General features: G+C 65.0%; 26 protein-coding genes and 1 tRNA gene. 6 read left to right on the forward strand and 21 right to left on the reverse strand.

The annotated features are described in order from the left end of the window. Positions 1-118 precede the first annotated feature (118 nt). On the forward strand, positions 119-421 hold the full coding sequence (locus N2603_RS41405) for a hypothetical protein (protein WP_260386718.1): 303 nt from the start codon (positions 119-121) through the stop codon (positions 419-421). A gap of 48 nt (positions 422-469) precedes the next feature. On the opposite strand, the gene N2603_RS41410 is transcribed toward N2603_RS41405, so the two are convergent. The 3 genes from N2603_RS41410 to N2603_RS41420 are packed head-to-tail and all read right to left on the reverse strand — an operon-like array spanning position 470 to position 3,152. Next, on the reverse strand, positions 470-1,741 hold the full coding sequence (locus tag N2603_RS41410; RefSeq protein ID WP_260386719.1) for a flavin monoamine oxidase family protein: 1,272 nt from the start codon (positions 1,739-1,741) through the stop codon (positions 470-472). Between the two features lie 9 nt (positions 1,742-1,750). Beyond that, positions 1,751-2,461: a RibD family protein gene (locus tag N2603_RS41415; protein WP_260386720.1), complete on the reverse strand. Its 711-nt coding sequence runs from the start codon at positions 2,459-2,461 to the stop codon at positions 1,751-1,753. A gap of 19 nt (positions 2,462-2,480) precedes the next feature. Continuing rightward, a complete protein-coding gene (locus tag N2603_RS41420) occupies positions 2,481-3,152 on the reverse strand; it encodes an FABP family protein (protein ID WP_260386721.1) in 672 nt (223 codons plus the stop codon). A 136-nt stretch (positions 3,153-3,288) separates the two neighbouring features. Between N2603_RS41420 and N2603_RS41425 the strand changes: the two genes are divergently transcribed. Further along, positions 3,289-5,409: a hybrid sensor histidine kinase/response regulator gene (locus tag N2603_RS41425; protein ID WP_260386722.1), complete on the forward strand. Its 2,121-nt coding sequence runs from the start codon at positions 3,289-3,291 to the stop codon at positions 5,407-5,409. Between the two features lie 174 nt (positions 5,410-5,583). Here the strand turns inward: N2603_RS41425 and N2603_RS41430 are convergent, their stop codons facing one another. The 3 genes from N2603_RS41430 to N2603_RS41440 form a co-directional block, all read right to left on the reverse strand. Continuing rightward, the gene (locus tag N2603_RS41430; RefSeq protein WP_026312528.1) at positions 5,584-6,087 is read right to left on the reverse strand and encodes a hypothetical protein; all 504 of its coding nucleotides are present in this window, start codon (positions 6,085-6,087) and stop codon (positions 5,584-5,586) included. Between the two features lie 140 nt (positions 6,088-6,227). Then, the gene (locus tag N2603_RS41435) at positions 6,228-7,547 is read right to left on the reverse strand and encodes an aminotransferase class V-fold PLP-dependent enzyme (protein WP_260386723.1); all 1,320 of its coding nucleotides are present in this window, start codon (positions 7,545-7,547) and stop codon (positions 6,228-6,230) included. Between the two features lie 161 nt (positions 7,548-7,708). Next, positions 7,709-7,954 carry a hypothetical protein gene (locus N2603_RS41440; RefSeq protein WP_211411652.1) on the reverse strand — a complete coding sequence of 82 codons (246 nt, stop codon included), beginning with the start codon at positions 7,952-7,954 and terminating at the stop codon, positions 7,709-7,711. Between the two features lie 557 nt (positions 7,955-8,511). Here N2603_RS41440 and N2603_RS41445 point away from each other — a divergent pair. After that, positions 8,512-10,254 (forward strand): ethylbenzene dehydrogenase-related protein, encoded by a 1,743-nt coding sequence (locus tag N2603_RS41445; protein ID WP_260386724.1) that lies wholly within the window; start codon positions 8,512-8,514, stop codon positions 10,252-10,254. 147 nt (positions 10,255-10,401) lie between these two features. Beyond that, positions 10,402-11,412, forward strand: coding sequence for a 2Fe-2S iron-sulfur cluster-binding protein (locus tag N2603_RS41450; protein ID WP_260386725.1), 1,011 nt, complete (start codon positions 10,402-10,404; stop codon positions 11,410-11,412). A gap of 47 nt (positions 11,413-11,459) precedes the next feature. Here N2603_RS41450 and N2603_RS41455 read toward each other — a convergent pair whose 3' ends face one another. Then, on the reverse strand, positions 11,460-12,263 hold the full coding sequence (locus tag N2603_RS41455; protein ID WP_260386726.1) for a PstS family phosphate ABC transporter substrate-binding protein: 804 nt from the start codon (positions 12,261-12,263) through the stop codon (positions 11,460-11,462). A 389-nt stretch (positions 12,264-12,652) separates the two neighbouring features. Here N2603_RS41455 and N2603_RS41460 point away from each other — a divergent pair, with 389 nt between their 5' ends. Next, the gene (locus N2603_RS41460) at positions 12,653-15,142 is read left to right on the forward strand and encodes a bifunctional diguanylate cyclase/phosphodiesterase (RefSeq protein WP_260386727.1); all 2,490 of its coding nucleotides are present in this window, start codon (positions 12,653-12,655) and stop codon (positions 15,140-15,142) included. Between the two features lie 98 nt (positions 15,143-15,240). Here N2603_RS41460 and N2603_RS41465 read toward each other — a convergent pair. The 9 genes from N2603_RS41465 to N2603_RS41505 all read right to left on the reverse strand — a co-directional run bounded on the left by N2603_RS41465 (position 15,241) and on the right by N2603_RS41505 (position 21,322). Then, positions 15,241-15,316: transfer RNA gene (locus N2603_RS41465), tRNA-Phe, on the reverse strand. Between the two features lie 185 nt (positions 15,317-15,501). Continuing rightward, entirely contained in the window at positions 15,502-15,684 is a 183-nt protein-coding gene (yacG, locus tag N2603_RS41470; RefSeq protein WP_018646419.1) for a DNA gyrase inhibitor YacG, read from the reverse strand. 156 nt (positions 15,685-15,840) lie between these two features. Next, positions 15,841-16,470 (reverse strand): Maf-like protein, encoded by a 630-nt coding sequence (locus tag N2603_RS41475; RefSeq protein WP_018646418.1) that lies wholly within the window; start codon positions 16,468-16,470, stop codon positions 15,841-15,843. 154 nt (positions 16,471-16,624) lie between these two features. Beyond that, positions 16,625-17,092 carry an arsenate-mycothiol transferase ArsC gene (locus tag N2603_RS41480; RefSeq protein ID WP_018646417.1) on the reverse strand — a complete coding sequence of 156 codons (468 nt, stop codon included), beginning with the start codon at positions 17,090-17,092 and terminating at the stop codon, positions 16,625-16,627. Between the two features lie 6 nt (positions 17,093-17,098). After that, a complete protein-coding gene (locus N2603_RS41485) occupies positions 17,099-17,596 on the reverse strand; it encodes a UPF0262 family protein (RefSeq protein ID WP_018646416.1) in 498 nt (165 codons plus the stop codon). Next, positions 17,593-18,888 carry a histidinol dehydrogenase gene (gene hisD / locus N2603_RS41490; protein WP_260386728.1) on the reverse strand — a complete coding sequence of 432 codons (1,296 nt, stop codon included), beginning with the start codon at positions 18,886-18,888 and terminating at the stop codon, positions 17,593-17,595. Before hisD ends, N2603_RS41485 begins: the two co-directional genes overlap by 4 nt. A 279-nt stretch (positions 18,889-19,167) precedes the next feature. After that, positions 19,168-19,617, reverse strand: coding sequence for a DUF2948 family protein (locus tag N2603_RS41495; RefSeq protein ID WP_026312525.1), 450 nt, complete (start codon positions 19,615-19,617; stop codon positions 19,168-19,170). 81 nt (positions 19,618-19,698) lie between these two features. Next, entirely contained in the window at positions 19,699-20,358 is a 660-nt protein-coding gene (locus N2603_RS41500) for a Rossmann-fold NAD(P)-binding domain-containing protein (RefSeq protein WP_260386729.1), read from the reverse strand. 25 nt (positions 20,359-20,383) lie between these two features. Continuing rightward, positions 20,384-21,322: an SDR family oxidoreductase gene (locus N2603_RS41505; protein ID WP_260386730.1), complete on the reverse strand. Its 939-nt coding sequence runs from the start codon at positions 21,320-21,322 to the stop codon at positions 20,384-20,386. A gap of 83 nt (positions 21,323-21,405) precedes the next feature. On the opposite strand from N2603_RS41505, the gene N2603_RS41510 reads away from it, so the two are divergent. Then, entirely contained in the window at positions 21,406-22,047 is a 642-nt protein-coding gene (locus tag N2603_RS41510; RefSeq protein ID WP_018646411.1) for a TetR/AcrR family transcriptional regulator, read from the forward strand. 195 nt (positions 22,048-22,242) lie between these two features. Here N2603_RS41510 and N2603_RS41515 read toward each other — a convergent pair whose 3' ends face one another. From N2603_RS41515 to N2603_RS41535, 5 genes are all read right to left on the reverse strand, one after another. Then, positions 22,243-23,067 (reverse strand): alpha/beta fold hydrolase, encoded by an 825-nt coding sequence (locus tag N2603_RS41515; RefSeq protein WP_260386731.1) that lies wholly within the window; start codon positions 23,065-23,067, stop codon positions 22,243-22,245. Between the two features lie 115 nt (positions 23,068-23,182). After that, complete coding sequence (locus N2603_RS41520; protein ID WP_260386732.1) at positions 23,183-23,689, reverse strand: hypothetical protein; 507 nt, start codon at positions 23,687-23,689, stop codon at positions 23,183-23,185. 183 nt (positions 23,690-23,872) lie between these two features. Next, on the reverse strand, positions 23,873-24,181 hold the full coding sequence (locus N2603_RS41525) for an EthD family reductase (protein ID WP_035706504.1): 309 nt from the start codon (positions 24,179-24,181) through the stop codon (positions 23,873-23,875). A 125-nt stretch (positions 24,182-24,306) separates the two neighbouring features. After that, positions 24,307-26,013 carry an FAD-dependent oxidoreductase gene (locus tag N2603_RS41530; protein ID WP_260424405.1) on the reverse strand — a complete coding sequence of 569 codons (1,707 nt, stop codon included), beginning with the start codon at positions 26,011-26,013 and terminating at the stop codon, positions 24,307-24,309. 39 nt (positions 26,014-26,052) lie between these two features. Continuing rightward, on the reverse strand, positions 26,053-26,253 hold the full coding sequence (locus N2603_RS41535; protein WP_260386733.1) for a hypothetical protein: 201 nt from the start codon (positions 26,251-26,253) through the stop codon (positions 26,053-26,055). Between the last annotated feature and the right edge of the window lie 261 nt (positions 26,254-26,514).

Here is a 26,514-nt window from a genome sequence, read left to right on the forward strand (position 1 = left end):
GACGCGCGATCATCATTACCAGTCCGACATCGCGCGCTGCGTCGTTTCGACGCCCGCACTGGCCGGAACGCAGCCAGCACCCATGTGTTGTCACACGACATTCAACTGGAGTGACGACATGAAGTATCTCATTGCCGTGATAGCCATCGGAGCTGCGGCGCTGGCCGGCGGATCGGCGGCGAACGCGGCCAACAGCACGAGCGCGAAGCAGAACGCGCCGACCGACATCAGCGCGCAGCATCGGCACCATCATGGCCACCGCCATCATCACTGGCGCCATCACAACCACGGCTATTATCGTCCGCACTACCGGAACTACGGCTATTACCCGCGGCACCATGGCTATTATGGCGGCGGACCGTACGGCTATTACAGCGGCGGTCCCAGCGTCACCTTCGGCTTTGGCGGCAGCCGCTGGTAAACTGGCCGGCACGGACGAACGAAAGGCCCGCGCATGCGCGGGCCTTTTTCATCCGCGCAACATCATCTCCGCCGTCGCCAGCCCGCTCACCAGCGCGGCCTCGACCGTGCCCATGTCGCGGCCGCGATAGAGCGCTTCGCCCGAGAACAGCACGGCACCATCGGCGCGCGCGAGAATCGCCTGCGCATCGCGCGTGCGCGGCGTCGCCCAGGAATAGGCGCCGCGGGCGAAAGGGTCATGCGTCCAGTTGGTCGCCGCCGCCGCGACGAGCTCGCGCGCGACGTCCTCACGGGGCAGGCTGAAGATCGCGGCGAGCGAGTCCAGGCCAGCGTCGACCAATCCTTGCGAATCGAGATGCGACAGCTGCGCCGTTCGCGGGCCGCCGAACCAGCCGGTAAGCACGGCACGCGCGTCCGGATAGCGCGTCCACCACACCGGAATGGCCTGCTCCGACAACAGGAAGGTCATATCGGCGAGCTCCGGCTTGCGCTCGCGCCACCATGGCCGCGCGAAGCGCAGCAGGATCTTGATCACGCTGCCGAAGCCGATGTCGTCGGCGGCAGCGGCCTTCATCCGCGCAGCCGCGGGCAGAGCGATGTCCCGCAGCAGCGGCAGTGGAACGGTGACGATCACGCGATCGCAGCCGTGCACCTCGCCATTGGCGCAACGGACGACAAGCGCGCCGCCCGCCTCTTCGACGGCCGACACCACGCAGCCGAAGCGGATCGCGGCGCCATGCCCACGGCATTCGGCCGCCAGGAATTCGATCAGTGCGCCATAGCCGCCGACGATGCGCGCCTGGGCGTGATGCCCGCCGTCCATCCATTCCTCGCGCAGCGCCAGGATGGAGGCGCGCGCCGGATCGGCCGCATCGTAACCTTCGACCATGCGCTCGATGGAATGGCGCAGCCGGTCGTATTTTGGTCCGGCAAAGTACCGCCGCAGGAAATCGGCGACGGTGAGATCGTCCTTCAACGCCCCGAGCACGGCATGCAGCTCCGCCTCATGCGGATCGTGCCGCTCTTCGCGCGAGAGCCGTGTGCCGTCAAAGCTCCATTGCGTGCCCTCGATCTCCCGAAGCGACAGCCCCGCCTCGCGCAGCAAAGTGCGCGTGACCGGCGCCTCGCCATGGATGAATTCGGCACCGCCATCGGCGGGATAGCCGAACTCCGATGCCGGCAGTGGATGGATGCGACCGCCGCAGCGCTCGCGCGCTTCGAGAATGGTTACTCTCTTGCCGGCGCGCACGAGCGCACGCGCCGCCATCAGGCCGGCCGCGCCGGCGCCGACGATGACAATGTGCTCTGGCATATCAGGCATGGCGGCGCTTTACCCGGCCACGCCTTGCGGATCGTTCTTGATCAGATAGCGCAGCAGCAGGACGCCGCCGCCGAGCTCCCGCATGCTCTCCAGCGTCATCGCAGCAAGCGGCGCGCGCTTGTCGCTATCCGCTTCCGTCGAGTCGAACACGAACGGTGCGCCCTTGGCGCCGTCGATCGCGGGACTGAGGATCAGATTGAATTCGTCGATCAGACCGGCGCGCAGGAAGGCGCCATTGGCGACGCCGCCGCCCTCCACCAGCAGCCGCTTTACGCCGAGTTCGCGGTTGAGGATGTCGAGCGCCAGCGCCAGGTCGATCTCGGACTTGCCGGCGAAGATGTAGGACACGCCCTCGCCGCGCAGCCCCGCAAGATGCGAATCCGGCACGCTCTCGGTCAGCACCACCACGATCGGATCGCCACCGATGTCGGAACGGCCCCAGCCGATCTTGCCCTGGGCGTCGAGCACGACGCCGTAGGTTTTAGCGTCGCGCCGCGCGAACCAGTTCTGACGCGGAAACGTCTCGCCCGACATCGCGGGATAGGGCTTGCCCTTGGCGAACTCGGAGCCGGTGACGCGGCCGATCACCCAGGCATCGCCGCCGAGCTCCTCATGGATCTTCTCGAACCAGTCCGTGCCCGCGCCCTTCGGACGCCAGCGGCTGGGATGCGTGCGGCCGTCCAGGCTCGAATGCATCAGGCAAATCACATACGGCTTCATGCAAATCTCCGGATGACGCTCACGCCGCCGTTCCGCCGCCGCCGTCGGCTTTGGCGCGATCGTTGACGATCACCGCGAGCGGATTGAGCTTCGGCGGCGCTATGAGCTGGAGCGTGTTGGTGTCGTGATGATTGAACGGCGCGCCGCGGACGAACAACTCGGTCTGGATCAGATAGGTCCAGCTTCCATCGTCGTTGAAGGTGATGTCGCAGCGATAGGAATCCGTGCGGAAGGCCTGTTCCAGGAAGTCGGTCGAGCAGATCCCGTAAGCGGTATCGCCGCGCTTGGCGGTGACGGAGATATTGCGGTCATCAGGCGCGGCCTTGCCCGAGGCCAGCAGCACCTGCCCGCGCGGGATCGCCAGCGTCTGCATGATCAGCCCGGTCGCGGGCTCCCACAGCCAGTAGCCGACCTGGTCGTGGAAGGTGATGTCTTCTTCCGGCGTGTTGATGTGGATGTGATAACGCAAGCCATACAACAGCTGCGGCCCGTTCGCTTGCGGATCGATCGGGTCCATCCTGATACGCTCGATGAAGGTCCGCCGCTCCGGCCCGTCCGCCTTCGGATTGATGTCGATGCCCTTGTCCGCCTGCCAAGTGCCGGCAAGTCGGCGAAGCGGGCCGAGATTGGCGAGAGCGTCGGGCGAGACGTCCTCGGGCTCGGTGAAGATGTCGGCGGGAATGGGGAGCATGGGAACCTCGCGTCGTTGCGGGAGGCAGCAATAGCACAAGGCCAGCGCAAAACTACTGGGACGGAACCAGAAGCCGCGCCGGACGTTGTCGGCCGTCGAGTCTTCGAAATCCGGGCTCGGTTGGGCAAGGATGCCCATGTCACGCGTCGCGAGGAGTTCGGTGCTGTCTGAGAAAGCCGCTCGGCAGTCAACTGATGCACGCTTCCTCGCCGATGGCGGCGAGCTGGGCACGATGATGCGCGCCCTCGACTGGTCGGACTCGCCGCTCGGCCCCCCCAATCATTGGTCACAGGCCCTCAAGACGACGGTCGGCATGCTGCTGGCGGCGCAAGCCCAGATCGTTCTGTTCTGGGGGCCCGATTTTGTCGCGCTCTACAATGATGCCTATGCGCCGGGCATCGGCGCCAATCATCCCCGCGCCCTCGGCCGCCCGGCGATCGAGAATTGGGGAGAGCTGTGGGACGATCTCGAACCGCTGCTGGCCGGCGTCCGCCGAACGCGGACAACGTTCGCCGCAAAGGACCGCCCCTTCTACGTCGAGCGTCACGGTTACGGCGAGACGAGTTACTGGGACGTGTCCTATTCGGCCATACCGGATGACGATGGCTCGGTCGGCGGCGTCCTCTGCATCGTCTCCGAGACTACCGAGCGTGTTCTCGGCGAGACCCAGCTGCGGGCCAGCGAAGCGCGCTACAGGGAGCTCAATGCCACGCTCGAACAGCGCGTCGCCGAACGCACCGCCGAGCGGCACCTGCTTGCCACGATCGTGGAAACCACCGACGGGCAGATTCAGGCCCTCGATCTCGATTACCGCTGGCTCGCCATCAACGCGTCCTGCGCCGATGCCTATCAGCGCATCTACGGCAAGCGGCCGAGGGTCGGCGATTCCCTGCACGAATTCCTCGCCGACCGGCCGGAGCATCTCGCTGCGGCCATCGCGATCTGGAGCCGCGCGCTGGGCGGCGAAGCCTTCACCACGATCGAGGAATTCGGCGATCCCCGCTTCGACCGCCGCGTCTACGAGATGAAGTTCGAGGCGCTGCGCGCGCCGGACGGCACGCGGACCGGAGCGTTCCTGACCGGGACGGACGTGACCGATCGCCTGGAGGAGCAGGCGCGTCTCGCACAGGCGGAGGAGGCGCTGCGCCAGGCCCAGAAGATGGAGGCCATGGGCCAGCTCACCGGCGGCGTCGCGCACGACTTCAACAATCTTCTCACACCGATCGTCGGCCTGCTCGACAGGTTCCAGCGCAGGGGCATCGGCAGCGAGCGCGAGCACCGCCTGATCGCCGGCGCAGCGCAGGCGGCCGAGCGCGCCAAGACGCTGGTTCAGCGCCTTCTCGCCTTTGCGCGCCGGCAACCGCTGCAGGCCGTGCCGGTCGATATCGGCCGGCTCGTCGCCGAGATGGGCGACCTGATCTCGAGCACGACCGGACCGCAGATCCAGGTGACGGTGGACGCGCCGGAAGGGCTTCCCGAGGCGATGGCCGATCCCAATCAGGTCGAGATGGCGATCCTGAACCTCAGCGTGAATGCACGGGACGCCATGCCCGACGGCGGCAAGTTGCGCATCTCGGCCAAGGCCCGCACGGTCGAGCGCGCACACACATCGGGACTGATGCCGGGCAGCTATGTCTGCATCTCGGTCGCCGATACCGGCATCGGCATGGACGAGGACACACTGGCGCACGCGGTCGAGCCGTTCTTCTCGACCAAGGGTGTCGGACAAGGCACCGGTCTCGGGCTTTCGATGGTCCACGGCCTTGCGTCCCAGCTCGGCGGCGCGCTTACGATCAGGAGTGCCGTGGGGGCCGGGACGACCGTGGAGTTATGGCTGCCGGTGAGTCAGGTGACCGCGGGCGCGATCGACAGCGTCCCTCAGCCGAAACTGCAGCCGCTTCCCGCCGGCACGGCGCTGCTGGTGGACGACGAACCGCTGGTGCGCATGAGCACCGCCGAGATGCTGAGCGAGCTCGGCTACAGGGTCGTCGAGGCGACCTCGGCGGAAGACGCCCTTCAACGCGTCAGGGAGGGCCTACGGCCGAACCTGCTCGTCACCGACCATCTCATGCCGGGCATGAGCGGCACAGACCTCGGCCGCGCGCTGCGCAGCCAGTATCCCGAGCTCCAGATCCTCGTCGTCTCAGGCTACGCCAACAACGAAGGCATCACGCCGGATTTGTCGCGGCTGACAAAGCCATTCCGGAGCGATGAGCTGGCGGCGAGTCTTGCGAACCTCACCAAGGTGGCACAGTAGGCCGCGACGCGGGACTAGCGCCATTGAGGAGCATGAGCCAGCTCGTTGCCCGCATGAGCGAAGCGATATGCGGGAACGGTAGCCGACAAGACCTGGACAAGACCCGGATGTCGCTTCGCTCATCCGGGCTACTTGAGTGGACACTGGCCCCAACAACTGCAGCCGCAAATTATTTCAACGCCAGCCGGTCGCCAACGCTACGCTGCTGCAATACGCCGAGGTCTCGCCTGATCGCCAGCCGGTGACGCGTCCGGCCTCCTTGCACTCGTCGTAACTCTTGTAGTTGCCGACGTTACGGCACGTGGCTGAGTACACACCGCCCGAGGCGTTGCAGCCGACCCAGGGCTTGTCGGCCGTCTTGAAGCTCGATTGGCAACCGCCGACGCAACTGCCCGTCTCGCGCTCGAGCTTGGCAAGCTTGACGGCATCCGACATCGGGGCAGCCGATGCCGTCGAAATCACTGACGAGGTGCGGAAGGCGGAACGGCGCGCTGTCACAGCGTGTGCCGGCCGGTGTGGCCGCACAGCGTGCTTCGGCGCATCGACCGTGACGCCGGGAATCTGGGTGTCCGCAGGTGTCGGTTGAGACATTGCCGTGCCGCCAAGAGCGCACAACAGCAGTCCAATCGAAGAGACGGCGAGAGCGGGACCCGCAATGAAGCGTGATGACAGCGTCATGGCCATGTCCTTCCAGAGGCGGGGACGGCCAATTCCATCCCCGCGCACGGAAGGATACTACGCGTCAATTGACGTTGCATGGAATAACTATGCAACCTGACGTGAAAAATACCGCAGCTGGCTGAATCGATCGCGCCGCTTCAGCCGGTCTTCGTCCCCGTGATGGCCGCAAGCGCCTCGACGAAGCGGTCGAGATCGGCCTCATCGGTGTAGAGCGCCGGCGTCACGCGGATGCACTGGCCCTTGGCAACGCCCGCCCGGCGAACCGTCAGGACCTTATGCGTGTCCCTGAGCTTCGCCACGATGGCGTCGTTGTCGGCCTTGCTCGTCTTGCCGGCGAGGCGGAAGGACGTGATCGCACCATACAGGCCGGCCTCATCAGGCGTCAGGATCTCGAGGTCCTTGAAGCCCCTGCTGCGGCTGACCCAGTAGTCGCGCAGATAGCGCAGGCGCGCCTGTTTCGCCGCAGCGCCAATCTGCTGATGAAGCTCGACCGCCGTGGGCACCGTCAGCACCGTCGCAAAATTGACCGTGCCGGTGTGCACCCGCGAGCGGATGTCGGTTTCCGGGAAGTCCTCGTCGCCGAGGTCGCGGTCGATGGCGGCGAGGCGGTCCTTCTTGATGTAGAGGAAGCCGACGCCGACCGGGGCGCCGATCCATTTGTGCAGGTTGAAGCCGACAAAATCGACCTCGAGCTCGCTTACCCTGAAGTCCATCTGTCCCCAGGAATGAGCGGCATCGAGGATGACGTCGATACCCTTCGCCTTGGCCATGCGCGCGATCTCGGCGACCGGCATGATGAGGCCGGTGCGGTGACTGACGTGGGTGAGGAGCAGAAGCCTGGTCTTCGGATTGGCCTCGAGCGCGCGGGCATAGGCGTCGAGCACGCCCTGACGGGTGGCCGGCTCCGGCACATCGAACTTGACCACGTCGACGCCGCGGCGCGCCTTCAGCGCGTTCATGGCGTACTGCATCGAATCATAATCGAGGTCGGCGTAGAGCACGCTGTCGCCGGGCTTCAGCCTGTTGTAGCCGCTGATGAGCAGCTGCAGCGCTTCGGTCGCACCGCGGGTGAGCGCGATCTCCTCCGGCGCAGCTCCAAGCGCCGCCGCCACCTTGTCCCGCACGGCCTCGAAATCCGCGCCCGCGCGCTGCCGCGCATAATAGGTGTTCTGATAGTTGACCATGTCGGACAGGCGGATGAACTCGCGCCTCACCGGCTCGGCCATGATGCCCCAGAAGCCGTTCTCCAGATTGACGACGTCAGGCGTCACGGCATAGAGCCCCTTCACGGCCGTCCAATAGGCCTTGTCGGTGGCGATTGCGGCCACAGGTCCGCTCAGTTGCGGCGGCAGGCCCTCGGCGGCAAGAGCCGGCGCCGCCAGCGGCGCGACGGCTGCGGCCGCGAGGCCCTTCAGGATCGACCGGCGGTCGGAAAAAATTGTCTTGATCGGATGCATGTCCACTCTCTCCGCGAAGCGCGGCGAAAGGAGCAGCATTCATTGACCGGGCGATGACAATCCGATGATACCGGCGGCCCCGCACAGGGAATGTGCGTGCATCGCGCGGGCGGTTGCGGGAATGAGGGCCGCGGATCGCGGCCCTCAGCCGAAGACCACGCTCAAGCCGCTTCCGACATTGATTTCGCACGCTGCTCGAGCACGCCGATCGTCGACACCAGATTGTCGCGTCGCGCGCGAAGATTGGCCGCGAGCAGCGGATAGGTCGGCTGATTCACGTCGAACACCCCGGTTTTCGCTTCTTCCTCGAGAATGTCGGTGTTCAGCAGCCGAACACGCCACCACAAATCCGCAATCAACGCATCGAGTTGGAGTTCACCAGCACCAGAACGGGACACTTCCTGCATAGCTTGCCTCAACCTGAAACGGCCACCTCTGCTGGGGCCTAGATTGGTCCTGACTGAGCAAGCGGAGTGCCAGGAATGGGCGGGCGAGATCGGGTTCAGGAGCGAGCTGCGCGATGGTCCGGCTGTCAGAATGGACCGGTGAACGCGCAAGCGGGGCGGGGCTCGCGGCCGTCGTTCGGCTTCACCGAGGATTGGGGAGATTCAGCGAACAAGCTGTGCGCCAGTCAGAACAAAACCAAGAATTCGTATATAATTGAAATTACTATATAAATTCAAGTTGCGCGGGAGCATCGGCGACCGACGTCTTCCCAACGGCGACCCGCGCAACGGCCGCGCTCCGAGCTGCCCAGCACCAGAGCTAAGCAGGATTAGAGACCAGACTTCGAGACTGGCGCGGGCCCTGAGGGCGGCTCGTTGTGGCCGACCGCATTGATTGGGATAATGATCGTTGCCGGTCGCCTTGGCTTCCTCGGCGACCACGCCCATCTCGCCAAATCCCCAATGCTTCGCAGCCTTTCCGGCGCAACTGCTGGTTTACCGTGGGTAAGCTTTGTGCCATGAACGAAGTTGCCGCTCGAACGAACGCCGATGCCTTGACCGAGAAACGCCTCGCTCAGACAAAGACTCGAGAAAGCCCGCCACGCACGGATGTCGGGACGATCATTCTCCATTGGGCGATCGCGATCGCGTTCGTCATATGCCTCGTTACCGGCATACGCATCGCAGCGGACGCGCTGCACGCCCCCTTCTCGAAATGGCTCGCTCCGGTCCTGCCGCAGGGCGAGATCTTTTCCTGGCATTTCCTCGCCGGGCTCGCCGTCTTCTTCTGCGCGTCGGCCTACGTCGCCTACCTCGCGCGCAGCGGCCTCGTCGAGCGCAACAGCCCCAAGAAGACTCGGATCCTCGCGATGCGCGCCCCGGCTCGCCTCAAGTGGGGAGCCGTCAACGTCTTCCTGCACTGGTTCGTCTATGCGCTCGTGATCTTCCTCACGGGGACGGGCGTCATGATGTATCTCGGCTATGGCGGCTGGTGGGCTTATCTCCACTCGACCGCCGCCTTCGTCGGGCTCGTCTATATCTTCGCGCATGTCGTCGCGCATTATCTCTATGGCGGCTGGCAGCAGATTTTCCGGGTGTTTCGGCCGACGCCGCTCGCGATCACGAAGGCCGTGCGGCCGAGGCCTCTTCTGGTCGCCGCTGCAATCGGGGTGGCAGTCGCGTGCGGCGTCGCCGGACTCGACTGGGCGACGCGCGATACGCTCGTCATCGCGCGGGTGAGCGCCGCGCCCAAGCTCGACGGCGCCATGGGAGATCCCGCCTGGTCGCGCGCGCTCCCCGTCTTCATCCGCACGCAGCAAGGTGCCAATCTCGGCGGACCGGGCGAATCGCTCGTGGAGGTGCGCGCCCTGCACGACGGGCAGAAGATCTATTTTGCCTTCCGCTGGGAGGATCCCACGCGTTCCCTCCGCCGCATTCCGATCATCAAGCAAGAGGATGGCTGGCACGCCCTCGACGAGCGTGCGGGTCTGCAAGACGCCTCCGACTTCTACGAGGATAAACTGGCGGTCATTTTCTCGGATAATCCATCGCTCGGCGGCGCAGGCGCGACGGGTCTCGGCGCCAACCCGCTGCCCGGCAAACCGATGCCGATCAACGGCCGGGGCTTCCACCACACGACGGATGGCAGCTACATAGACATGTGGCAGTGGAAGGCATCGCGTGGGGGCATGCTCGGGCGCGTCGACAGCCAATATATCGGCCCGCCCTACGCCCCGACCCTGGACGAGCAGAATTACGATGCCCGCTATCAGGGCGGCTATTGGAATAAGCCTGGCCGCTCTCTTTATTCGTATAACTTCAAGTTCATCCACCGGGACGACAAAGGGCCCGTCACGGTTCTGCGGCTTCCCAAGGACTTGAAGGCGCAAGTCGCAGCCCTCGGCAAATTCGATCTTGATCCCAACAGCAGCGACGACGAGAACGGCCGCTGGTACATGTTCGACTGGGAGAGCGAACCCTACACTCCAGAGGCCGACGCGAGGATTCCCGTCGGCACGATCCTGCCCGGCGTGATTATTGCCGGCGACACCGAAGGAGAGCGAGCCAATGTCGCCGGGGTTTCAAAATGGAGCAACGGACATTGGACGCTCGAGCTGACGCGCAACATGAAAAGCGATGGCAGATATGACAAAGCCTTCGTGCCAAGCCGCGATCTCTACATGTGGGTCGCTGTCTTCGACCATACACAGACGCGGCATGCGAGTCATAACCGTCCGGTGCGTGTCGTGTCGGAGAAATAGGCGTCTCATGACGGGCGACGGGCTCGACCGGAGGCTACTGCGGTGCGGCTCTGCTGAAGCCTGGCGTCGCCCTCACCCGCGCATCGCATTCTGGGTCGGCGAGCAACGGCCTGCTCGCCCACATTCGCAGCGCCTAGAGGCCTCGCGATGAAGAGGCATTGTCGGCTCGTCATCAACGGCAAGCCCGTCGAAGCCCGCGCCGGCGAAAGCCTGATCGACGCGGCGCTCGGCGGCTCGATTCTCGTTCCACACGACTGCAGATCGGGACAATGTCAGAGCTGCCGGGTGACGGTCGTTTCGGGCTCGGTCGATGACGGCGGCTCGGGCCATGGCCGGACTGTGCTCGCCTGCCAGGCAGCGGTCGCAGGCGATGCCGAGATCGAATTCGAAGAATTGCCGCTACCGGTGAAGCGGGCGGGCGCCGTCACCGAGATCAACCAGCTCTCGTCGGAGATCGCCGAAGTCGTGCTGACGACCTCAGCGCCGCTCGAGTTTCGGCCGGGCCAATATGTGCGCGTCAAGTTTTCCGGCTATCCTGCGCGCGAGTTCAGCCCGACCTTCAGGCTCGATGGTTCCTTCAAGCAAGTCGAACTCGTCTTCCACATCCGGTGCCTGCCTGACGGCACCGTGTCGGGACAGCTCGGCAAAGCCATCAGGCTAGGCCATGCGGCGCATGTGCAAGGCCCCTTCGGACAAGCCTATCTGCGACAGGGCGAGGGGCCGCTGGTGCTGGTCGCCGGCGGAGCAGGCTGGGCCCCGATCTGGGCGCTCGCCCGCTCGGCGCGCTCGACCCAGCGCAACCGCGAGATGGCGGTCGTCGCCGGCAGCCGGGATGTCGATAATCTCTATATGCTTCCCTCGTTGCAGTGGCTGATCGACGACGGTGTCCGCGACGTCATTGCGACGACGGAGGTCGGGTCTACCCTGCCGGTCAGGCCCGGGCGCCCATCCCACTACCTGCCCCTGCTTGGGCTGGAGGATACGGTCTACGTCGCCGGCCCCGTTGGTCTCGTCGAGATCGTGAAGAACAAGGCGCACTCGGCCAATGCGCAATGCTACGCCGATCCTTTCCTGCCGAGCTCTCAAACCCCATCGCTGATGGACAAAGTCACCCGTCTATGGCGAAGCCGGGAGCAGCCTCAGCGCCCCGGTCTGTGAGCCAATGCCGAGTTCAGCAGCGCCGGCGGCCGCCGAGCCCCGGCGCCTCACGGCTTGACGGGCAGACTACCGAGGCTGGTGATGACGTCGGCCGCCTTCTGCGCATCGGCAAAGCGTAAAAAGGCCAGGGCGTCCGGATCCTGCAACGTCTTCAAATAGATCAGCGCCAGCACCACGCTCGAGGGGTAATCCGCGTCCGTCGGGTAGTGGCCGTCCACGCGAAGCACCGTGAGCCCCTGTTCCAACGGCCGCGAGAAAGGACCGAAGCCGATCGCGCCTTGAACATCGCGAACCGTCTCGATCGCTTCCTGTGTGGTCGTTGCAATCTTCGATTTCTCGGTGATCTCGAGATCATGCCAGCCGGGCATGCTGGCCCGTAGCACGGTGAGAGTGCTGTCCTGGTCCTCGCGCCGCACGACGCGGATGCGCATATCGGCGCCGCCCAGCTCCTTCCAGTTCGCAAGGCGGCCCGAATAGATCGCAACGAGCTGCGCGCTTGTGACGGCACTCACTCCGCAGCCGGGATGGACGATGAAAGCTGAGGGCAGGCGGGCGATCTCCTTGTAGACGATCCCGGAAGCCGCTTCGGCGTCGGTCAGGCGGCGTGCGACGCGCCCTAAGATCGCCTTACCGGACCCCACGGCCGCGATGCCTCCGCCAGAACCGATGCTCGGCGGGACCTCGACGTGTGCCGATCCTTCCTGCTGCATGAAGCTCGCGGCGATGGCCCGCAGGACATCGATGCCGTCTCCGGTCCCGACGATGTCGAGCTTTCGCGTTTCGGCGCCAGCGGCATTCACCACCGCAAGGCAAAGGCCCAAAAGGGCTGCCATTATCCTCGAAAATGCCATTGCAGACCCCTTCGAACCACGAGGTGCACAATCTGGCAAAGAAACCTAAACCTTCTGTTGTCGCAACGCCGTGCCTTTTGGAATCATCAGCGTGGCGAACAGAAAGTGAAAGCACACAATCTGATGGGTTCGAAAAACCAATTGGTAATTAACTAGGCACAAATAGACGAGAAATAGACGATTTAGTGGGTTTCACTCGCCTAAATTCGGCGCCTGGAAGACAAGTCAGTGGGGGCCTCAGTGAGCGACATTTGATCGGTCCCCGCAAGTTCAGGGTGCTGGCAGTGGTGGCGACTGACACCGATATGGCGAAGGCATCGAAGGCGCCGCCCCGCTGGCGTCGTTGGGCCGTTCCGTCCGGGGTTCCAGGATTCCCCTCGTCTATCGCCATGCGCCTTGTTGCCGTCGTGCTCGCGACCGGCGTGCTCGGGCTCGGCCTCATCGGTGGCTTGACGGCGCTCCGCCTGCAGCAGCAACTGGGGCACCAGGCTGCGGCACTGGGTGAACTCTCAGAAGACCAGCTCGCTCATCGCCTCGACGGCGAGGCGCAGTTGGCGCGCGCGCGAATCGAAGTTCTCGGCGCGGAAACCGCATCGCGCCTGCGTCAGATCGCTCAGCGCGCCGATGTCGCCAAGGCGGTCGCCTCGAACAACGATGTGACGATCCGCGAGCTGCTCAGCATCGTTGCTTCGACCTCCGGCTTCGAAAGGCTGATCGCCTTCGACGAAACCGGCCGCGTGATCGGTGCCAACACGCCCCTCGACCTCCTCGCGCTGAACGGGGCGATCGAGGGGACCGACCTCTCTGTCAATCTCAGGTCGATCCTCAAGCACAATAGCCGCTCGCACCCGCGGGGTGAGGAGGGCACCTATGAGCTCAAATTGGGTGAATTGTCGGCGCTTGGCCTGCCGAAGCGCCGCACCATAGCGCACACCGCAATCGAGCCCGTGTTCGACGACTTCGGCGACCTCATCGGAGCGCTTGTCGCCATCCGACCGCTCGGGCGGACGGAGGGGACTCTCGAGAACTTCACTTCGCTGGCTAATGCCGGCGTGGTCATCATCACGGGAGACAACGAGATCGTGTCTTCCGCGGGGCCTGAAGGGGTGAAATTCAGCAGCGCCAGGACGCGTTTGGGCGGGCTGCAGCGCTCGGATGACGGCAACTACGTCGCGCGCTGTGTCGAATATGAGGCGACGCTCAAGGTGTGTACGTTCGCGAGCGCATCGCTCGTGACGACGACACGCGATCAGATGTTCCAGATCGGCGCCGCCCATACCCGTTCGCTGATGTGGCAGTTCCTGGCATCCGCGGCGCTGGCGCTCGGTGCCTTGGTCGTCGCGCTATTGGTCGCCGTAAGGCACTTCACGAAAGGACTTTCGGCGCTCGCCAAGACCGCCCAGGAAATCGCGGGAGGCAATCTCGACGTTCCGTTCCGCGCAACGGGCATCGGCGAGGTTCGCGGCCTCGGCCTCGCATTCGAGCGAATGCTGACGCATTTGCGGGCCAGCACGCGAAGAATTCGTCAGCTCGCTTTCTACGATACGGTGAGCCGCATTCCCAATCGGGAGAAGATGCGCCTCGATGCGCCGACGCTCATCGACGCTGAAGAAGATGGAGCGCTGTTCTTCCTCGACCTCGATGGCTTCAAATCCATCAACGACACTTTCGGGCACAAGGCTGGCGACGAGCTGCTCAAGATGGTGGCCGAGCGCTTGAGCAATTTGCTGACGTCCAAGGTCGCTGCCGGCAAAAGTCTGCTCGCCCGGGTCGGGGGCGACGAGTTCGTCGCCATCATCGCCGGGGTGAAGACGGTCGAGGCCGCGAGCCTCTGTGCCCGCGAGATGATCGAGACGCTGCAGGTTTCGTTCAAGCTCCAGAGCAACCATGCGACCATCGGCGTCAGCATCGGCGTTGCGATCTGGCCCACCCACGGCACGACCTATGACGATCTCCTGATCCGCGCCGACCTTGCGATGTACGTCGCGAAGAGCTCGGGACGCAATACCCACGCGTTCTTCACCCCGGATCTCGCAGAGGTCGCGCGTGCCCGGCATGCGCTCGAAACCGATCTCGCCTTGGCGATCCGCAATGAAGAGCTCATCGTCCATTACCAGCCCAAGGTGTCCTGCGTGGATGGCCGCATCGTCGGGGTGGAGGCGCTGGCGCGCTGGCATCATCCGAAGGAGGGCAACATTCCTCCTCAGCGCTTCATCAAGATCGCGGAAGAGATCGGCCTCATCATGGAGATCGACCGCTTTGTGCTCAGGCGCGCGCTCGCCGAAATCGGGGGCTTGATCCGGGCCGGCTCAAACCTCGTGCTCGCCGTAAACGTCGCGGCGACGGAAATCGAGGACCCGCTGTTCATCAAGGATATCGTCACGACCGTTCGCAAGGCCGACTTCCCGCCGTCACACCTCGAGATCGAGGTCACAGAGTCGGTCGCGATGCGCAATCCTGATGTCGTGCGCGAGAGAATAAGCCTGCTCAGGCAATTGGGCATACGCTTCGCAATGGACGATTTCGGAGCCGGCTATTCGAATCTTTCGACGATGGCGAGGCTCCCCTTCGACGCCGTGAAGCTCGATCGCACGCTCGTCGCGGGTGTCGCGGAAGACCGCGAGAAGCAGACGATCCTTCGCCTGGCGCTCGGACTTGCGGACGAATTGGGGTTCGAAACGGTCGTAGAAGGCATCGAAACGGCCGAAGACCTTCGGTTCGCGGCCGAAAACGGCGCGACCATGGCGCAAGGTTATATTTTCTCTCCGCCGGTATCGCTCGAAGAGTTCACGGTCCTGCTCCAGCCGACCCTTTTGGCGTCGGCGGTCGAAGTGGCGCCCAGGCGACACGGAGCGGAGCGGCAGGCTGCTATCCGCTGAGGCGTCGGCAACGACACCGCCGCAGAGCCGATCGGGGACCGAATAGGCCTGCGGGAGCTCTGCAACGGCTCGTGGTTTTATACTGAATGGTGGGGAGATGGTGCCCAGGGGCGGAATCGAACCACCGACACTGCGATTTTCAGTCGCATGCTCTACCAACTGAGCTACCTGGGCGTGCTCCAAAGAGGGGCCAAAGCCCATCGAGCGGGCGGTTTATAGTGGGCCGAGAGCTGCCTGTCCACCCACGCTTCGCCTTTGGCTTCGCGGGGCGCGGCCCGGCTGTGCACAAGGTGGGGCGGGCTGGCCGCGGCTGGCGCGCGGCGCATTGGCCACTCCTTTAAATCATTGAAATTATTTGACTATTCAACATCATCCACCTCGTCGTCGCGGCCGGGGATGACGTAGGAGCCTTTCAGCCAACGGTTCAGATCGACGTCGCGGCAGCGCGAGGAGCAGAAGGGGCGGGTGGCCTGCGCCTGCGGCTTGCCGCAGATCGGGCAGGTTTTGAGCGGCCCGGCGGGCTTGTTGACCTGGTCGTCCATGAGGTGCGCAGCTTACACGGGGTGAGGGAGTTCAAACGCCTGTCGGCGAACGGGTTCCTGGCGCAGCGGCACACGGGCCGCGGGTCCGGACCCGGCCGGACCATTCTACTGTGCATGGGGTTGTTTTCGAGATTTTTGTCGGCGCGAACCTGGCGGTCACACCGCGGTGGAGTTGAGCCAGCCGAAGCGGATCGGGAAGCCTTCGCCGCCCAGCAGCGTCGTGGTCTCGTAGAGCGGCAGGCCGACCACGTTGGAGTAGGAGCCCACCATCTTGACCACGAAGGAGCCGGCGATGCCCTGCACGGCGTAGCCGCCGGCTTTGCCGCGCCATTCGCCGGAGCCGATATAGGCCTGGATGTCGTCCTCCGAGAGGCGCTTGAAGCGGACGCGGGTCTCGACCAGGCGCTGACGGAAGGCCTCGCGCGGGGTGACGAGGCAGATCGCGGTGTAGACGCGATGGTTGCGGCCCGACAGCAGCCGCAGGCATTGCGCGGCCTCATCGACGAGATTGGCCTTGGGCAGGATGCGGCGGCCGACCGCCACCACGGTATCGGCGGAGAGGATGAAGGAGCCGCGCAGCTCGTCGTCGAGCTGCACCGATTTGAGCGCCGCATCGGCCTTGGCGCGCGCGAGCCGATTGGCGCAGGCGCGCGGCAGCTCGCCCCGCCTCGGCGTCTCGTCGACGTCGGCCGGCCGGAGTGCGTCCGGCTCGATGCCGGCCTGGTTGAGCAGCGACAGGCGTCGCGGCGAACCGGAGGCAAGTACGAATTTGGGGCGGCCGAGCATCAGGTGATTTGGGGGATGAGGCAGGGGTGAATTGCGCGCGGAACCTATCGGAAGGGGGCTGATTTCACAACCCGGGAACCCGGACTTTGCTGATTCGAGGTTTCCGACACGGTGTGCCTGCGCCCTGTGACGCGGGTGTTACGCCTGCCGGATGCTAGCCGCTCGCCGCGCCGACCTTGGCAAACCGGCGGCGGATGCGCAGCAGGAGCTGGTCGCAGACCTCGCGATAGGCGGCGAGCTTCTGGTCGCGGCTGCCCTCGATGGTGGTGGGATCCTGGGTCGGCCAGTATTCGACATCGGCGGCGAGCGTGCGGGTCAGCTCCAGCGCCTTGTGGTGCGCCTCCGGCGACAGCGTGATGATCAGGTCGAAATTCAGCCCCTCCCAGTCCTCCAGCTCCTCGAAGGTCTGCGGCTTGTGGCCAGAGATGTCCTGACCGAGCTCACCCATCACGGCGACCGCGAAGGGATCCAGCTCACCCTTCCTGGCACCGGCGGACTTCACGTAGAGGCCCTGCGGAAACATGTGCTGCAGCAGGCTCTCGGCCATCGGAGAGCGCACGCTGTTCATCGCACAGGCGAACAGCACCGATTGCGGATCGCGTGCGCGTGGGGGCGCAGCCATCCGCGTTTAGCCTTTCCAATGAAGGACGGTAATGAGCGTGAACAGCCGGCGCGAGGTCTCGAAATCGATCCGCACCTTGCCCTTCAGCCGCTCCTGCAGCGTGCGCGATCCCTCGTCATGGATGCCGCGGCGGCCCATGTCGATGGCCTCGATCTTGTCCGGCGTCGCGGTGCGGATCGCCTGGTAGTAGCTGTCGCAGATCATGAAATAGTCTTTCACGATCCGCCGGAACGGCGTCAGCGACAAGAGATGCGCGACCACGGGCGTGCCGTCCTCGCTGCGGATGTCGAACATCAGGCGGTTGCCGGTGATGCCGATATGCAGCGTGAACGGCCCCTTCCCGTCGGCGCCATCGGGCGCGAACAGGTTCTGCTCGATCAGATCGTAGATCGCGATCGCACGCTCGTGCTCGATGTCCGGCCCGGAACGGCCGATCGAGTCCTCGTCGAGGGTGACCGCGACGATGCGATTGCTGGAGTCGTCCTGTTCGGGCGGCTTTGTCATGACAGATTGAGGCGCAATCCAATCGAGCGCGAATGAGCATCCAGCCCCTCCGCCTTGCCGAGCGTCATCGCGGCCGGTCCCAGCGCGCGGAGCTGATCCGGGCCGCATTTCAGGATCGAGGTGCGCTTCATGAAGTCGGCGACCCCGAGGCCCGAGGAGAATCGCGCCGAGCGCGCCGTCGGCAGCACGTGGTTGGAGCCGCCGACATAATCGCCGATCGCCTCGGGCGTATGGGCCCCGAGAAACACCGCGCCGGCGTTGCGGATCTTCGCGGCGAGCGCATCGGGATCAACGGTCATGATCTCGAGATGCTCGGCCGCGATCGCATCCGCGAGCGGAATGGCCTCAGTGAGGTTCTTCACCATGATGATGGCGCCGAAATCGGCCCACGAGCTGCCCGCGATCGCCGCGCGCGGCAGCGTCTTCAGCTGCGCCTCGACGGCCTTTTCGACATCGGCCGCAAGCCGCGCCGAATCGGTGATCAGGATCGATTGCGCGCTGGCATCGTGCTCGGCCTGCGCCAAGAGATCAGCGGCGATCCAGTCGGCGTTGCCGGTGTCGTCGGCAATCACCAGCACCTCGGACGGACCGGCGATCATGTCGATGCCGACCTTGCCGAACACCAGCCGTTTTGCGGCGGCGACATAGGCATTGCCGGGGCCGACGATTTTTGCGACCGGCGCGATGGTCGCGGTGCCGTGCGCGAGCGCGGCCACGGCCTGCGCGCCGCCGACACGGTAGATCTCGGTGACGCCGCCGAGTTGGGCTGCGGCCAGCACCAGCGGATTGAGCTTGCCGTCGGGCGAAGGCACCACCATCACGAGGCGCGCAACGCCGGCGACCTTTGCGGGCACCGCATTCATCAGCACCGACGACGGATAAGCCGCAGTGCCGCCAGGGACGTAGAGGCCGGCAGATTCGATCGCGGTGTAGCGCCAGCCGAGCTCGACGCCGAGCGGATCGGTGAAGCGCTCGTCCTTCGGCAGCTGGCGGCGATGGTAGGTCTCGATGCGGTCGCGCGCGAGCTTGAGCGCGTCCAGCGTCGGGGCATCGCAAATCTTCACCGCAGCATCGATCTCGGCAGCGGTGACGCGCAGACCGGATGCATCCAGCTTCAGCCGATCGAACTTGGCGGTGGCCTCGAGCAGCGCCGCGTCGCCGCGCCTCGCCACATCGTCGACGATGGCGCGCGCGGCGGCCTCCACGTCGGCCGAAACCTCGCGCTTGGCGGCGAGGAAGGCCGCGAATCGCTGGTCGAAATCGGCGCTGCTGCGGTCGAGACGGACGGGCATTTTGGCTTGGCTTCCGGCTGGTCTTTGGGGCGGATTGGCGTCACAAGGCCCCCTGCTCAATGGCGCGGCGGCCCCCCGCCGTCAACCCTTGGAAGGTGTCGTCGTCATCGGTCGTCATCCTGCTTCGATGTCGTCCTGGCGAAAGCCAGGACCCATTACCACCGGCGGTCGTGAGAGAGTGGGTTGGGGCCACATCCTGCTTCAATTACAACAAGTTGGGGTAATGGGTCCTGGCTTTCGCCAGGACGACGGCCGGGGTGGCGTACGACATTCCATCCCTCACCCCTCCCCTTCGACCTCCACGCCCGTCCCCAGGTCGTCCGCCCCCAGATCCGTCAGCTCGCATTCCAGGCATTCGACGTCGAGGCGGATGGCGCCGCCCTGGGCGAACAGCAGGAGGGCGCTGCCGCCGGGCTCCTCGGCGCGACCGTCCTGGGGGTGAAACTCGATGCCGACGAGGTCCAGAACCTTGTCCAGCGCGCCCAAATCGATATTGCGCGATTTGCAGGCGAGCACGCGGTCGAAGCGGAGCGCGGCGACCAGCCGGCGCGGCTCGGTCTCGCCGTCCAGGGTCTGCTCCCAGTCCAGCCGACTCATGCCGACCACCAGGCGCTTCTCGCCCTGCCGCCAGATGATGTCCGAGGCCTGCACGCGGGCATCCTGGACATGGGCCGAGATCACAGCGAGATCGTCGGCATCGAGCGCGATCATTTTGAGCTGGGGAGACATCGCCGGCGCTTCTCCTTCAGGGCGGACGGGGCTCAACGCGCGCAGGCGCCGAAATTTCCTCACAACTAACGGGCCGGCCGGCTAGATGCTATTGATATCCTCCATTTCCAGCACCTTCCGCGGATACCCTTCCCGGGCAACATGGATCATGGCGCGGCCCATCTGCTCGGTCGAGGTGACGAGCCTGGGCGAAATCCGGCGCAGCACCGACCAGAGCGGCCAGGTTGCGGTATACACGGCCTGCACCCAGGCGGTCTTGGAACGGGCGCCGTGCAGTGGCTGAATTGCGCCGGGCCGGAACATGTAGGCGCCCTTGAACGGCAGCTTGAGGAGATCGTTCTCGGTCTTGCCCTTGACCCGGGCCCACATCCGCGTCCCGTGCTCGGTGGAATCGGTGCCGGCGCCGGTGACATAGGTGAAAGTCATCTGCGGATTGAGCCGCGCCAGCGTCGTCGCGGCCGCGAGCGTGAGGTCGTAGGTGAGGTGGCGGTAGCGCTCCTCGCTCATGCCGATCGAGGAGACGCCGAGGCAGAAAAAGCAGGCGTCGAAGCCTGTGAGCTCGGCTTCGATCGCTGAATAATTCAGGAAGTCATCGTGGATGATCTCGGCGAACTTGGCGTCGCGCACGCCGGTCGGGCTGCGGCCGACCACGAGCACGCGACTGATGCCGGGATCGATCAGGCACTCGCGCAAGACGCCCTGCCCGACCATGCCGGTCGCACCGAAGATGATCACGCGCATCGGGCGTCCCCAAGGACGTCGCGGCTCATGCGGCGACCGCGATATCGTCGAAGGATACACCGGTCAGCGTTGCCGAGACATCCCACAGCATCGCAGCCGCGGCAAAGTCCTTCGCCTGCGGCATGATCCTCGCGGGCGCGGGCGTCCCCTTCAGTTCGTAGAATCCGTTCGGACCGTAATAGCCGCCCGGTTCAGCACCGGGCGAGGCCGCCGCGAACAGCGTCGGCAACGCGCCTTCGGCCGCGGACTGGCTCATCAGCGGCTGCAGCAACCGGCCGACCCGCCACTGGAATGTGTTGGCGCCCGGCCCGTTCGAAATGAGATCGGTCCGCGCATAGCCGGGATGCGCGGCAAGGCTCGTCACACCCCAGCCGGCGGCGAGGCTGCGGCGCTGCAACTCCAGCGCAAACATCAGCATCGCGAGCTTGGACTGGCAATAGGCCCGCCAGGGACGATAGGAATGCTTGCCTTGCAGATCGTCGAAATTGATCGCGCCGGAGCGGTGCGCAAGGCTGGAGAGATTGACGACACGCGGCGCCTTAGCGCGGCGAAGCTGCGGCAGCAGATGCGCCGTCAGCGCGTAATGGCCGAGATAGTTGGTGCCGAGCTGCATCTCGAAACCGTCCGCCGTCTGCTGCCGCTTCGGCAGCGCCATCACGCCGGCATTGTTGACGAGGAGATCGAGCTGCTCGTTGCCGGCGGCAAAGCGCCTGGCGAAATCGGCGACGGAGGCGAGGCTGGCGAGGTCGAGATGCTCATAGGCGATCAAGGCGTTGGGAAACCGCTCGCAAATGCCCTCGATCGCCCGCAGGCCCTTTGCGTCGCTGCGCCCGGTGAGTATGACAATGGCACCGGCGCCCGCCAGCGCCATCGCGGTCTCATAACCGAGCCCGCCGGTGGCGCCGGTCACGACCGCGGTCATGCCGCTGAGGGAGGGAATGTCTGCCGTGGTCCAGTCGGTCATGCCGTGTCTCCGTTCGGCCTTACAAAAAGCCCGCGACGGGTCTAAATGTGCACTGAGTGCAACTTTGCAAGAGGTGAAATGATTTGAAGGCTTCGAAAGCGGTCAGGAAAGGCGCCAAGCCATTGTCAGCGGCGGCAAAATCGCCGCCCTCCGCCGGCCTGCGCCAGCGCAAGCAGCAGGAGACTCGTGAGCGGCTGACCCGCGCAGCGATGGCGCTGTTCCTGGAGCGCGGCTTCGAGGCCACCACCATCGACGACATCGCGGCAGCTGCCGACGTCTCGCGCCGCAGCTTCTTCCACTACTTCGCGTCGAAGGAGGACGTCGTCTCCGCCTGGCAGGAGGACGCCGCGGCCGCGCTGGTCATCGAGATCCTGGCACGGCCTGCGGAGGAATCGATGCTGACAGCGGCGGAGAACGCGATCGCAGCGGCGGTCAAGCGGATCGATCCCGCGGAAGCCGCCGCAATGTCGCGGCTCAAGCGCGACAATCCTGCGCTACAGGCGCGCGACCAGCTCAAGTACGAGAAGCTCGAGCGCGCGCTGGCGGAAGGGCTGGCGCGGCGTGCGAGAAACAAATCGGACCAGCTGAAGGCGCGGCTCGTCGCGATGATCTCGACCGGCGCGATGCGCGTCGGCGGCGAGAGCTGGATCGGCGAGGGTGTACGCGAAAAGCCGGAGGCGTTCGTGAAGCGAACGTTCGACGCGATCAGGGCGATATTGAAGTGAGTGTTCTCTTCCTTTCCCCCTTGTGAGAGGGGGCGATCCGCGAATTCAATCGCGAGTATCGTAGGGTGGGCAAAGCGAAGCGTGCCCACCGCCTCCGTGGCCGGGCTGGATCGATGGTGGGCACGGCGCAAGTGCGCCTTTGCCCACCCTACGAATCCGGGCTCGCGGAGAGAGCACCTCACCTGTCTCGCCGCTTCACTCCTTGAAAAACGCCAGCAGGTCGGCGTTGATCGTTTCGGCATGGGTGGTCGGCATGCCGTGCGGAAAACCCTTGTAGGTTTTCAGGATGCCCTTCTTGAGCAGCTTGGCCGAGAGCGGCGCGGAGTCGGCATAGGGCACGATCTGGTCGTCGTCGCCATGCATCACCAGCACGGGGACGTTGATCTTCTTCAGATCCTCGGTGAAGTCGGTCTGCGAGAACGCGACGATGCCGTCGTAATGCGCTTTGGCGCCGCCCATCATGCCCTGGCGCCACCAGTTCTCGATCACCGCTTCCAGTGGTTTTGCGCCGGGGCGGTTGTAGCCGTAGAACGGGCCCGCCGCGATATCACGGTAAAATGCGGAGCGGCCGGCGGCGAGCTGGGCCTGGAAATCATCGAACACGCTCTTCGGCAGGCCGCCGGGATTGGCCGCGGTCTGCACCATCAGCGGCGGCACCGCTGAGAGGATCGCAGCCTTCGCGATCCGACTCTCGCTGTGACGGGCGATGTAGTGCACGACCTCACCGCCGCCGGTGGAGTGGCCGACATGGATGGCGTTCTTCAGATCGAGATGCGCGGTAAGCGCAGCGAGATCGTCGGCGTAGTGATCCATGTCGTGACCGTCGGCGACCTGCGCCGAGCGGCCGTGGCCACGGCGGTCATGGGCGATGACGCGATAGCCGCGCGTGACGAAGTACATCATCTGCGCGTCCCAGTCGTCGGCCGACAGCGGCCAGCCATGGCTGAACACGATCGGCTGCCCCGAGCCCCAGTCCTTGTAGAAGATTTCGACACCGTCCTTGGTGGTGATGGTGGGCATGAATGGCTCCTTCAGTGAGAATCAATCCGGGACTCGCAAAAGCGCGAGCCGGCGAACCGGAGATGGTTGTGCGATATCACGAGGTCGATGCCGCGCACCGACCTGAAACGTGCGTTCAAGCAAACGTCATCGGCTTGTAGCGGCGCCAGGCGCCGATCGTGAGCACGACGAAAAACACCAGCACGATGCCCTGCACCACGGCGAACACCGGACCGGAGGGCGGCGCCGGCGGCACGGCAGGCGCGAGCGCGGCGAGCGCCGGCACTTTCAGGAACGACTGGATCACCAGCACGAAGACGTTGAAATAAAGCGAGATCATCGCGGTCACGATGTAGACCGGACGCCAGACCCCGGAGAGATTCATGCCGTAGAGCGCGAAGCAGGCGATCGCGAGCAGCACCAGCGAGATGATGCCGATGATGTGCGAGGGCAGCAGCTCCTTGAACGGAAACAGGAAGCCGGTGGCGCTGGTGAGAATGGTGAACAGCAGGAAGATCGCGGTGAGGCCGGGCATCGACTTCGAGCCGAGCAGGCCGAACATCACGACGAAGCCGGCGACGATCGCGATCAGGCTGATGACGACATGGATCAGTGTAATGGCAGACAGGCTCAATCCAAACATCTCACTCTCTCCATGGGGAAACAGCTAGATGGTATTACGGTCCTCATTGGATGGCTACACACGCAATGTCACAGGCTTGCGCACAGCCATGCGTCATCGTGCGAATCGACAAACGCATGGCTGGATTTTTTGCAGCGCTGTCGCAAAGGACGACAGGCTTTCGACGAAAGTTGAATCGATCCCTCACACGTCCTTGGTGTCGAAGATCAGCAAATCGGCGCCACCGCTGGCGAATTTCGGCACGTCGGCGCCGGTCGCCTTGCCTTCGGGACTGGCGAATGCCGCCTGGATGTCGGCCACGCTGTCGAAGGTGAGGATGGCGACGAGATGGATTCCGGAGGGACCTGCGGGAGATGCGACCGGCCCCTTGCTGACGGCGTATTTCTTCAGGCCGGGAAGCTTCTTGGCGAGCGGGATGTGGGTCTCGGCATAGTATTTGTCGAAGGCGGCAGCGTCCTTGGGTGTTTTGTACAGCACGACGATTTCAGCCATTGAGTCCTCCCTTGGGAATCCTTGTTTTTCCACGCGCGATTGGCCTCGCGACGAGACGATAGTCTGTGGGACGCAGCAAGATGGCAAGCCGGATTCGGCTTGCCATTCCCTTGCCTTCTCCTTGACTAAAGCGCCGGTTTTGCGGCGTCGCCGAGATAGCCGTGCAGGGAGGCCACGACCTGGGCGCCTTCGCCGATGGCACCGCCGACGCGCTTGACCGAGCCGGAGCGGACATCGCCGACGGCGTAGACGCCGGGCACCGAGGTTTCGAGCGGCGCCACCAGCTTGCCCTGGTTCAGCTCGGACTGCGCGCCCGTCACGACGAAGCCGCCGCGATCGAGCGTCACGCCGCAGCCGTCGAGCCAAGACGTGGCGGGATCGGCACCGACGAACAGGAAGAGATTGCGGATGTCGGCTTCATCCTCATCGGCCGACAGGCGGCTCTTCCAGCGGATGCGCCGCAGCAGCGAGGTCTCGTCGCCTTCGAGCGCGGTGATCTCGGTGTTGAACATCAATTCGATGTTCGGCGTCGCTTCGATGCGCTCGATGAGATAGCGCGACATGCTGGCGCCCAGGCCGCCGCCGCGGATGATCATCAGCACCTTCTTTGCGTGGCCCGACAGGAACACCGCGGCCTGGCCCGCCGAATTGCCGGCGCCGACCAGCGCCACCTCCTCGCCGGCGCAGAGTTTCGCCTCGACCGGGGAGGCCCAGTACCAGACGCCGCGGCCCTCGAACTTGTCGAGATTCGCGATATCGGGCCGGCGATAGCGCGCGCCGCTCGCAACCACCACCGCGCGCGAGCGCAAGGTGTCGCCGCAATCCAACGCCAGCGCGAAGGTGCCGCCACTGCGCGAGCAATCCAACGAGCTCACCGACATCGGAATCATGATGTCGGCGCCGAACTTCTGCGCCTGGGTGAAGGCGCGGCCCGCCAGCGCCTGGCCGGAGATGCCGGTCGGGAAACCCAGATAATTCTCGATGCGCGCGCTGGCGCCGGCCTGACCGCCGAAGGCGCGGGTGTCGACGACCGCGACCGAGAGACCTTCGGAGGCCGCGTAGACCGCGGTCGCCAGCCCTGCCGGTCCGCAGCCGACGATCGCGACGTCGTAGATGCGGTCGTCCTTGGCCCCGCCGATCATGCCGATGGCGCGGCCGAGCTCGGTCTCGCTGGGATTGCGCAGCACCGTGCCGCCGGCCGTGACGACGAGCGGCCAATCTTCCGGCTTCGGCGAATAGCGCGCGATCAGCTCGGCGGCGTCGTGCTCGCTGTCGGGATCGAGCAGATGATGCGGCTGACCGTTGCGGGTTAGAAAGCCCTGCAGGCGCACCACGCCGGCGGAGTTCGATGGCCCGATCAGCACGGGGCCGCCGATGCCGCCCTGGATCAGATTGACCCGGCGCAGAATCAGCGCGCGCATGATGCGCTCGCCAAGCTCGGCCTCGGCCACCAGCAGCGCGCGCAGCCGGTCCGGCGGGACGAGCAGCACCTCGACATCGCCCTCGGCGCGGCCGTCGACCAGCGCCGGCCGGCCCGAGAGCTGGCCGAGCTCGGCCAGAAATTGCCCCGGTCCCTGATCGATCACCGGGGTGACGTGACCGAGACCGTCGCGCTGGGCGATGGCGACGTGGCCCGCCAGCACCACGAACATGCCGGGCCCGGGCTTGCCGGTCTCGAACAGAAACTCACCGTCCTTATAGTGCCTGAGCTCGCCGAAATGGCGCAGACGCTCGATCTCGACTTGTGTCAGCGTCGGAAAGGTCTGCTCGGGACGCGTGAACTGCGCCATCTGCGCCTCCCGGTCGGTTCGTTGCACCTCGTCCTGCACCATCGTCATTCCCGCTCATTCCAAAAATCCAGCTACCGGCCTTCAAGCGCCGGTCTTGCCGGCGGTCCCCTCATTTAGGGAACCTTCGTCGTTCTGCGAGGGCTCGGTGATTGCGGCGCGCTCGCGCGCCTGCAGCTTCCGCCGCTTCAGGTTTTCGCGCAGCGCCGATTTCAGCCGGTCGTCCCGGGATCCCCGGCCCTGTTGCGAATTCTGGCTCGTGCTCTTGTCGTTCCGGTCAGTCATCAAAAGTCCATCGCAGCGATCGGCCATAACATGCCCAACGAACATGGCAGCTCAAGAGGCGAGCGCGATCCGATCGTGCGAAACTCGAAATGGATCGAATCCGCCCCCCAGGCCAACTGGCCAGTTGGGCGGGATATCGCCCCCTAATCGGCGGAAAGTCAGCCGTTTCAAGCGAAAACGGGCATTTTGGCCCCGATATCGGCCCGATTTTCTCGTTTTGACGGGGCTAGCAAGCTTGCACAGGAGGGGGGCTTGTGGCAG

Origin of the sequence: Bradyrhizobium huanghuaihaiense, assembly GCF_025200885.1 — a bacterium.
In the GTDB taxonomy this organism is placed as follows: Bacteria; Pseudomonadota; Alphaproteobacteria; order Rhizobiales; family Xanthobacteraceae; genus Bradyrhizobium; species Bradyrhizobium huanghuaihaiense.

What these genes read in the sequence shown, in the direction of transcription:
- N2603_RS41530 (WP_260424405.1), bottom strand. Translation starts at nt 26,013, where the DNA reads ATGGTGCAGGACGAGGTGCAACGAACCGACCGGGAGGCGCAGATGGCG.
- N2603_RS41435 (WP_260386723.1), bottom strand. Translation starts at nt 7,547, where the DNA reads ATGCATCCGATCAAGACAATTTTTTCCGACCGCCGGTCGATCCTGAAG.
- yacG (WP_018646419.1), bottom strand. Translation starts at nt 15,684, where the DNA reads ATGGACGACCAGGTCAACAAGCCCGCCGGGCCGCTCAAAACCTGCCCG.
- N2603_RS41420 (WP_260386721.1), bottom strand. Translation starts at nt 3,152, where the DNA reads ATGCTCCCCATTCCCGCCGACATCTTCACCGAGCCCGAGGACGTCTCG.
- N2603_RS41485 (WP_018646416.1), bottom strand. Translation starts at nt 17,596, where the DNA reads ATGACAAAGCCGCCCGAACAGGACGACTCCAGCAATCGCATCGTCGCG.
- N2603_RS41450 (WP_260386725.1), top strand. Translation starts at nt 10,402, where the DNA reads ATGAAGAGGCATTGTCGGCTCGTCATCAACGGCAAGCCCGTCGAAGCC.
- N2603_RS41445 (WP_260386724.1), top strand. Translation starts at nt 8,512, where the DNA reads ATGAACGAAGTTGCCGCTCGAACGAACGCCGATGCCTTGACCGAGAAA.
- N2603_RS41525 (WP_035706504.1), bottom strand. Translation starts at nt 24,181, where the DNA reads ATGGCTGAAATCGTCGTGCTGTACAAAACACCCAAGGACGCTGCCGCC.
- N2603_RS41475 (WP_018646418.1), bottom strand. Translation starts at nt 16,470, where the DNA reads ATGCTCGGCCGCCCCAAATTCGTACTTGCCTCCGGTTCGCCGCGACGC.
- N2603_RS41495 (WP_026312525.1), bottom strand. Translation starts at nt 19,617, where the DNA reads ATGTCTCCCCAGCTCAAAATGATCGCGCTCGATGCCGACGATCTCGCT.
- N2603_RS41535 (WP_260386733.1), bottom strand. Translation starts at nt 26,253, where the DNA reads ATGACTGACCGGAACGACAAGAGCACGAGCCAGAATTCGCAACAGGGC.
- N2603_RS41425 (WP_260386722.1), top strand. Translation starts at nt 3,289, where the DNA reads ATGTCACGCGTCGCGAGGAGTTCGGTGCTGTCTGAGAAAGCCGCTCGG.
- N2603_RS41460 (WP_260386727.1), top strand. Translation starts at nt 12,653, where the DNA reads ATGCGCCTTGTTGCCGTCGTGCTCGCGACCGGCGTGCTCGGGCTCGGC.
- hisD (WP_260386728.1), bottom strand. Translation starts at nt 18,888, where the DNA reads ATGCCCGTCCGTCTCGACCGCAGCAGCGCCGATTTCGACCAGCGATTC.
- N2603_RS41455 (WP_260386726.1), bottom strand. Translation starts at nt 12,263, where the DNA reads ATGGCATTTTCGAGGATAATGGCAGCCCTTTTGGGCCTTTGCCTTGCG.
- N2603_RS41520 (WP_260386732.1), bottom strand. Translation starts at nt 23,689, where the DNA reads ATGTTTGGATTGAGCCTGTCTGCCATTACACTGATCCATGTCGTCATC.
- N2603_RS41500 (WP_260386729.1), bottom strand. Translation starts at nt 20,358, where the DNA reads ATGCGCGTGATCATCTTCGGTGCGACCGGCATGGTCGGGCAGGGCGTC.
- N2603_RS41440 (WP_211411652.1), bottom strand. Translation starts at nt 7,954, where the DNA reads ATGCAGGAAGTGTCCCGTTCTGGTGCTGGTGAACTCCAACTCGATGCG.
- N2603_RS41410 (WP_260386719.1), bottom strand. Translation starts at nt 1,741, where the DNA reads ATGCCTGATATGCCAGAGCACATTGTCATCGTCGGCGCCGGCGCGGCC.
- N2603_RS41480 (WP_018646417.1), bottom strand. Translation starts at nt 17,092, where the DNA reads ATGGCTGCGCCCCCACGCGCACGCGATCCGCAATCGGTGCTGTTCGCC.
- N2603_RS41505 (WP_260386730.1), bottom strand. Translation starts at nt 21,322, where the DNA reads ATGACCGACTGGACCACGGCAGACATTCCCTCCCTCAGCGGCATGACC.
- N2603_RS41430 (WP_026312528.1), bottom strand. Translation starts at nt 6,087, where the DNA reads ATGACGCTGTCATCACGCTTCATTGCGGGTCCCGCTCTCGCCGTCTCT.
- N2603_RS41515 (WP_260386731.1), bottom strand. Translation starts at nt 23,067, where the DNA reads ATGCCCACCATCACCACCAAGGACGGTGTCGAAATCTTCTACAAGGAC.
- N2603_RS41415 (WP_260386720.1), bottom strand. Translation starts at nt 2,461, where the DNA reads ATGAAGCCGTATGTGATTTGCCTGATGCATTCGAGCCTGGACGGCCGC.
- N2603_RS41405 (WP_260386718.1), top strand. Translation starts at nt 119, where the DNA reads ATGAAGTATCTCATTGCCGTGATAGCCATCGGAGCTGCGGCGCTGGCC.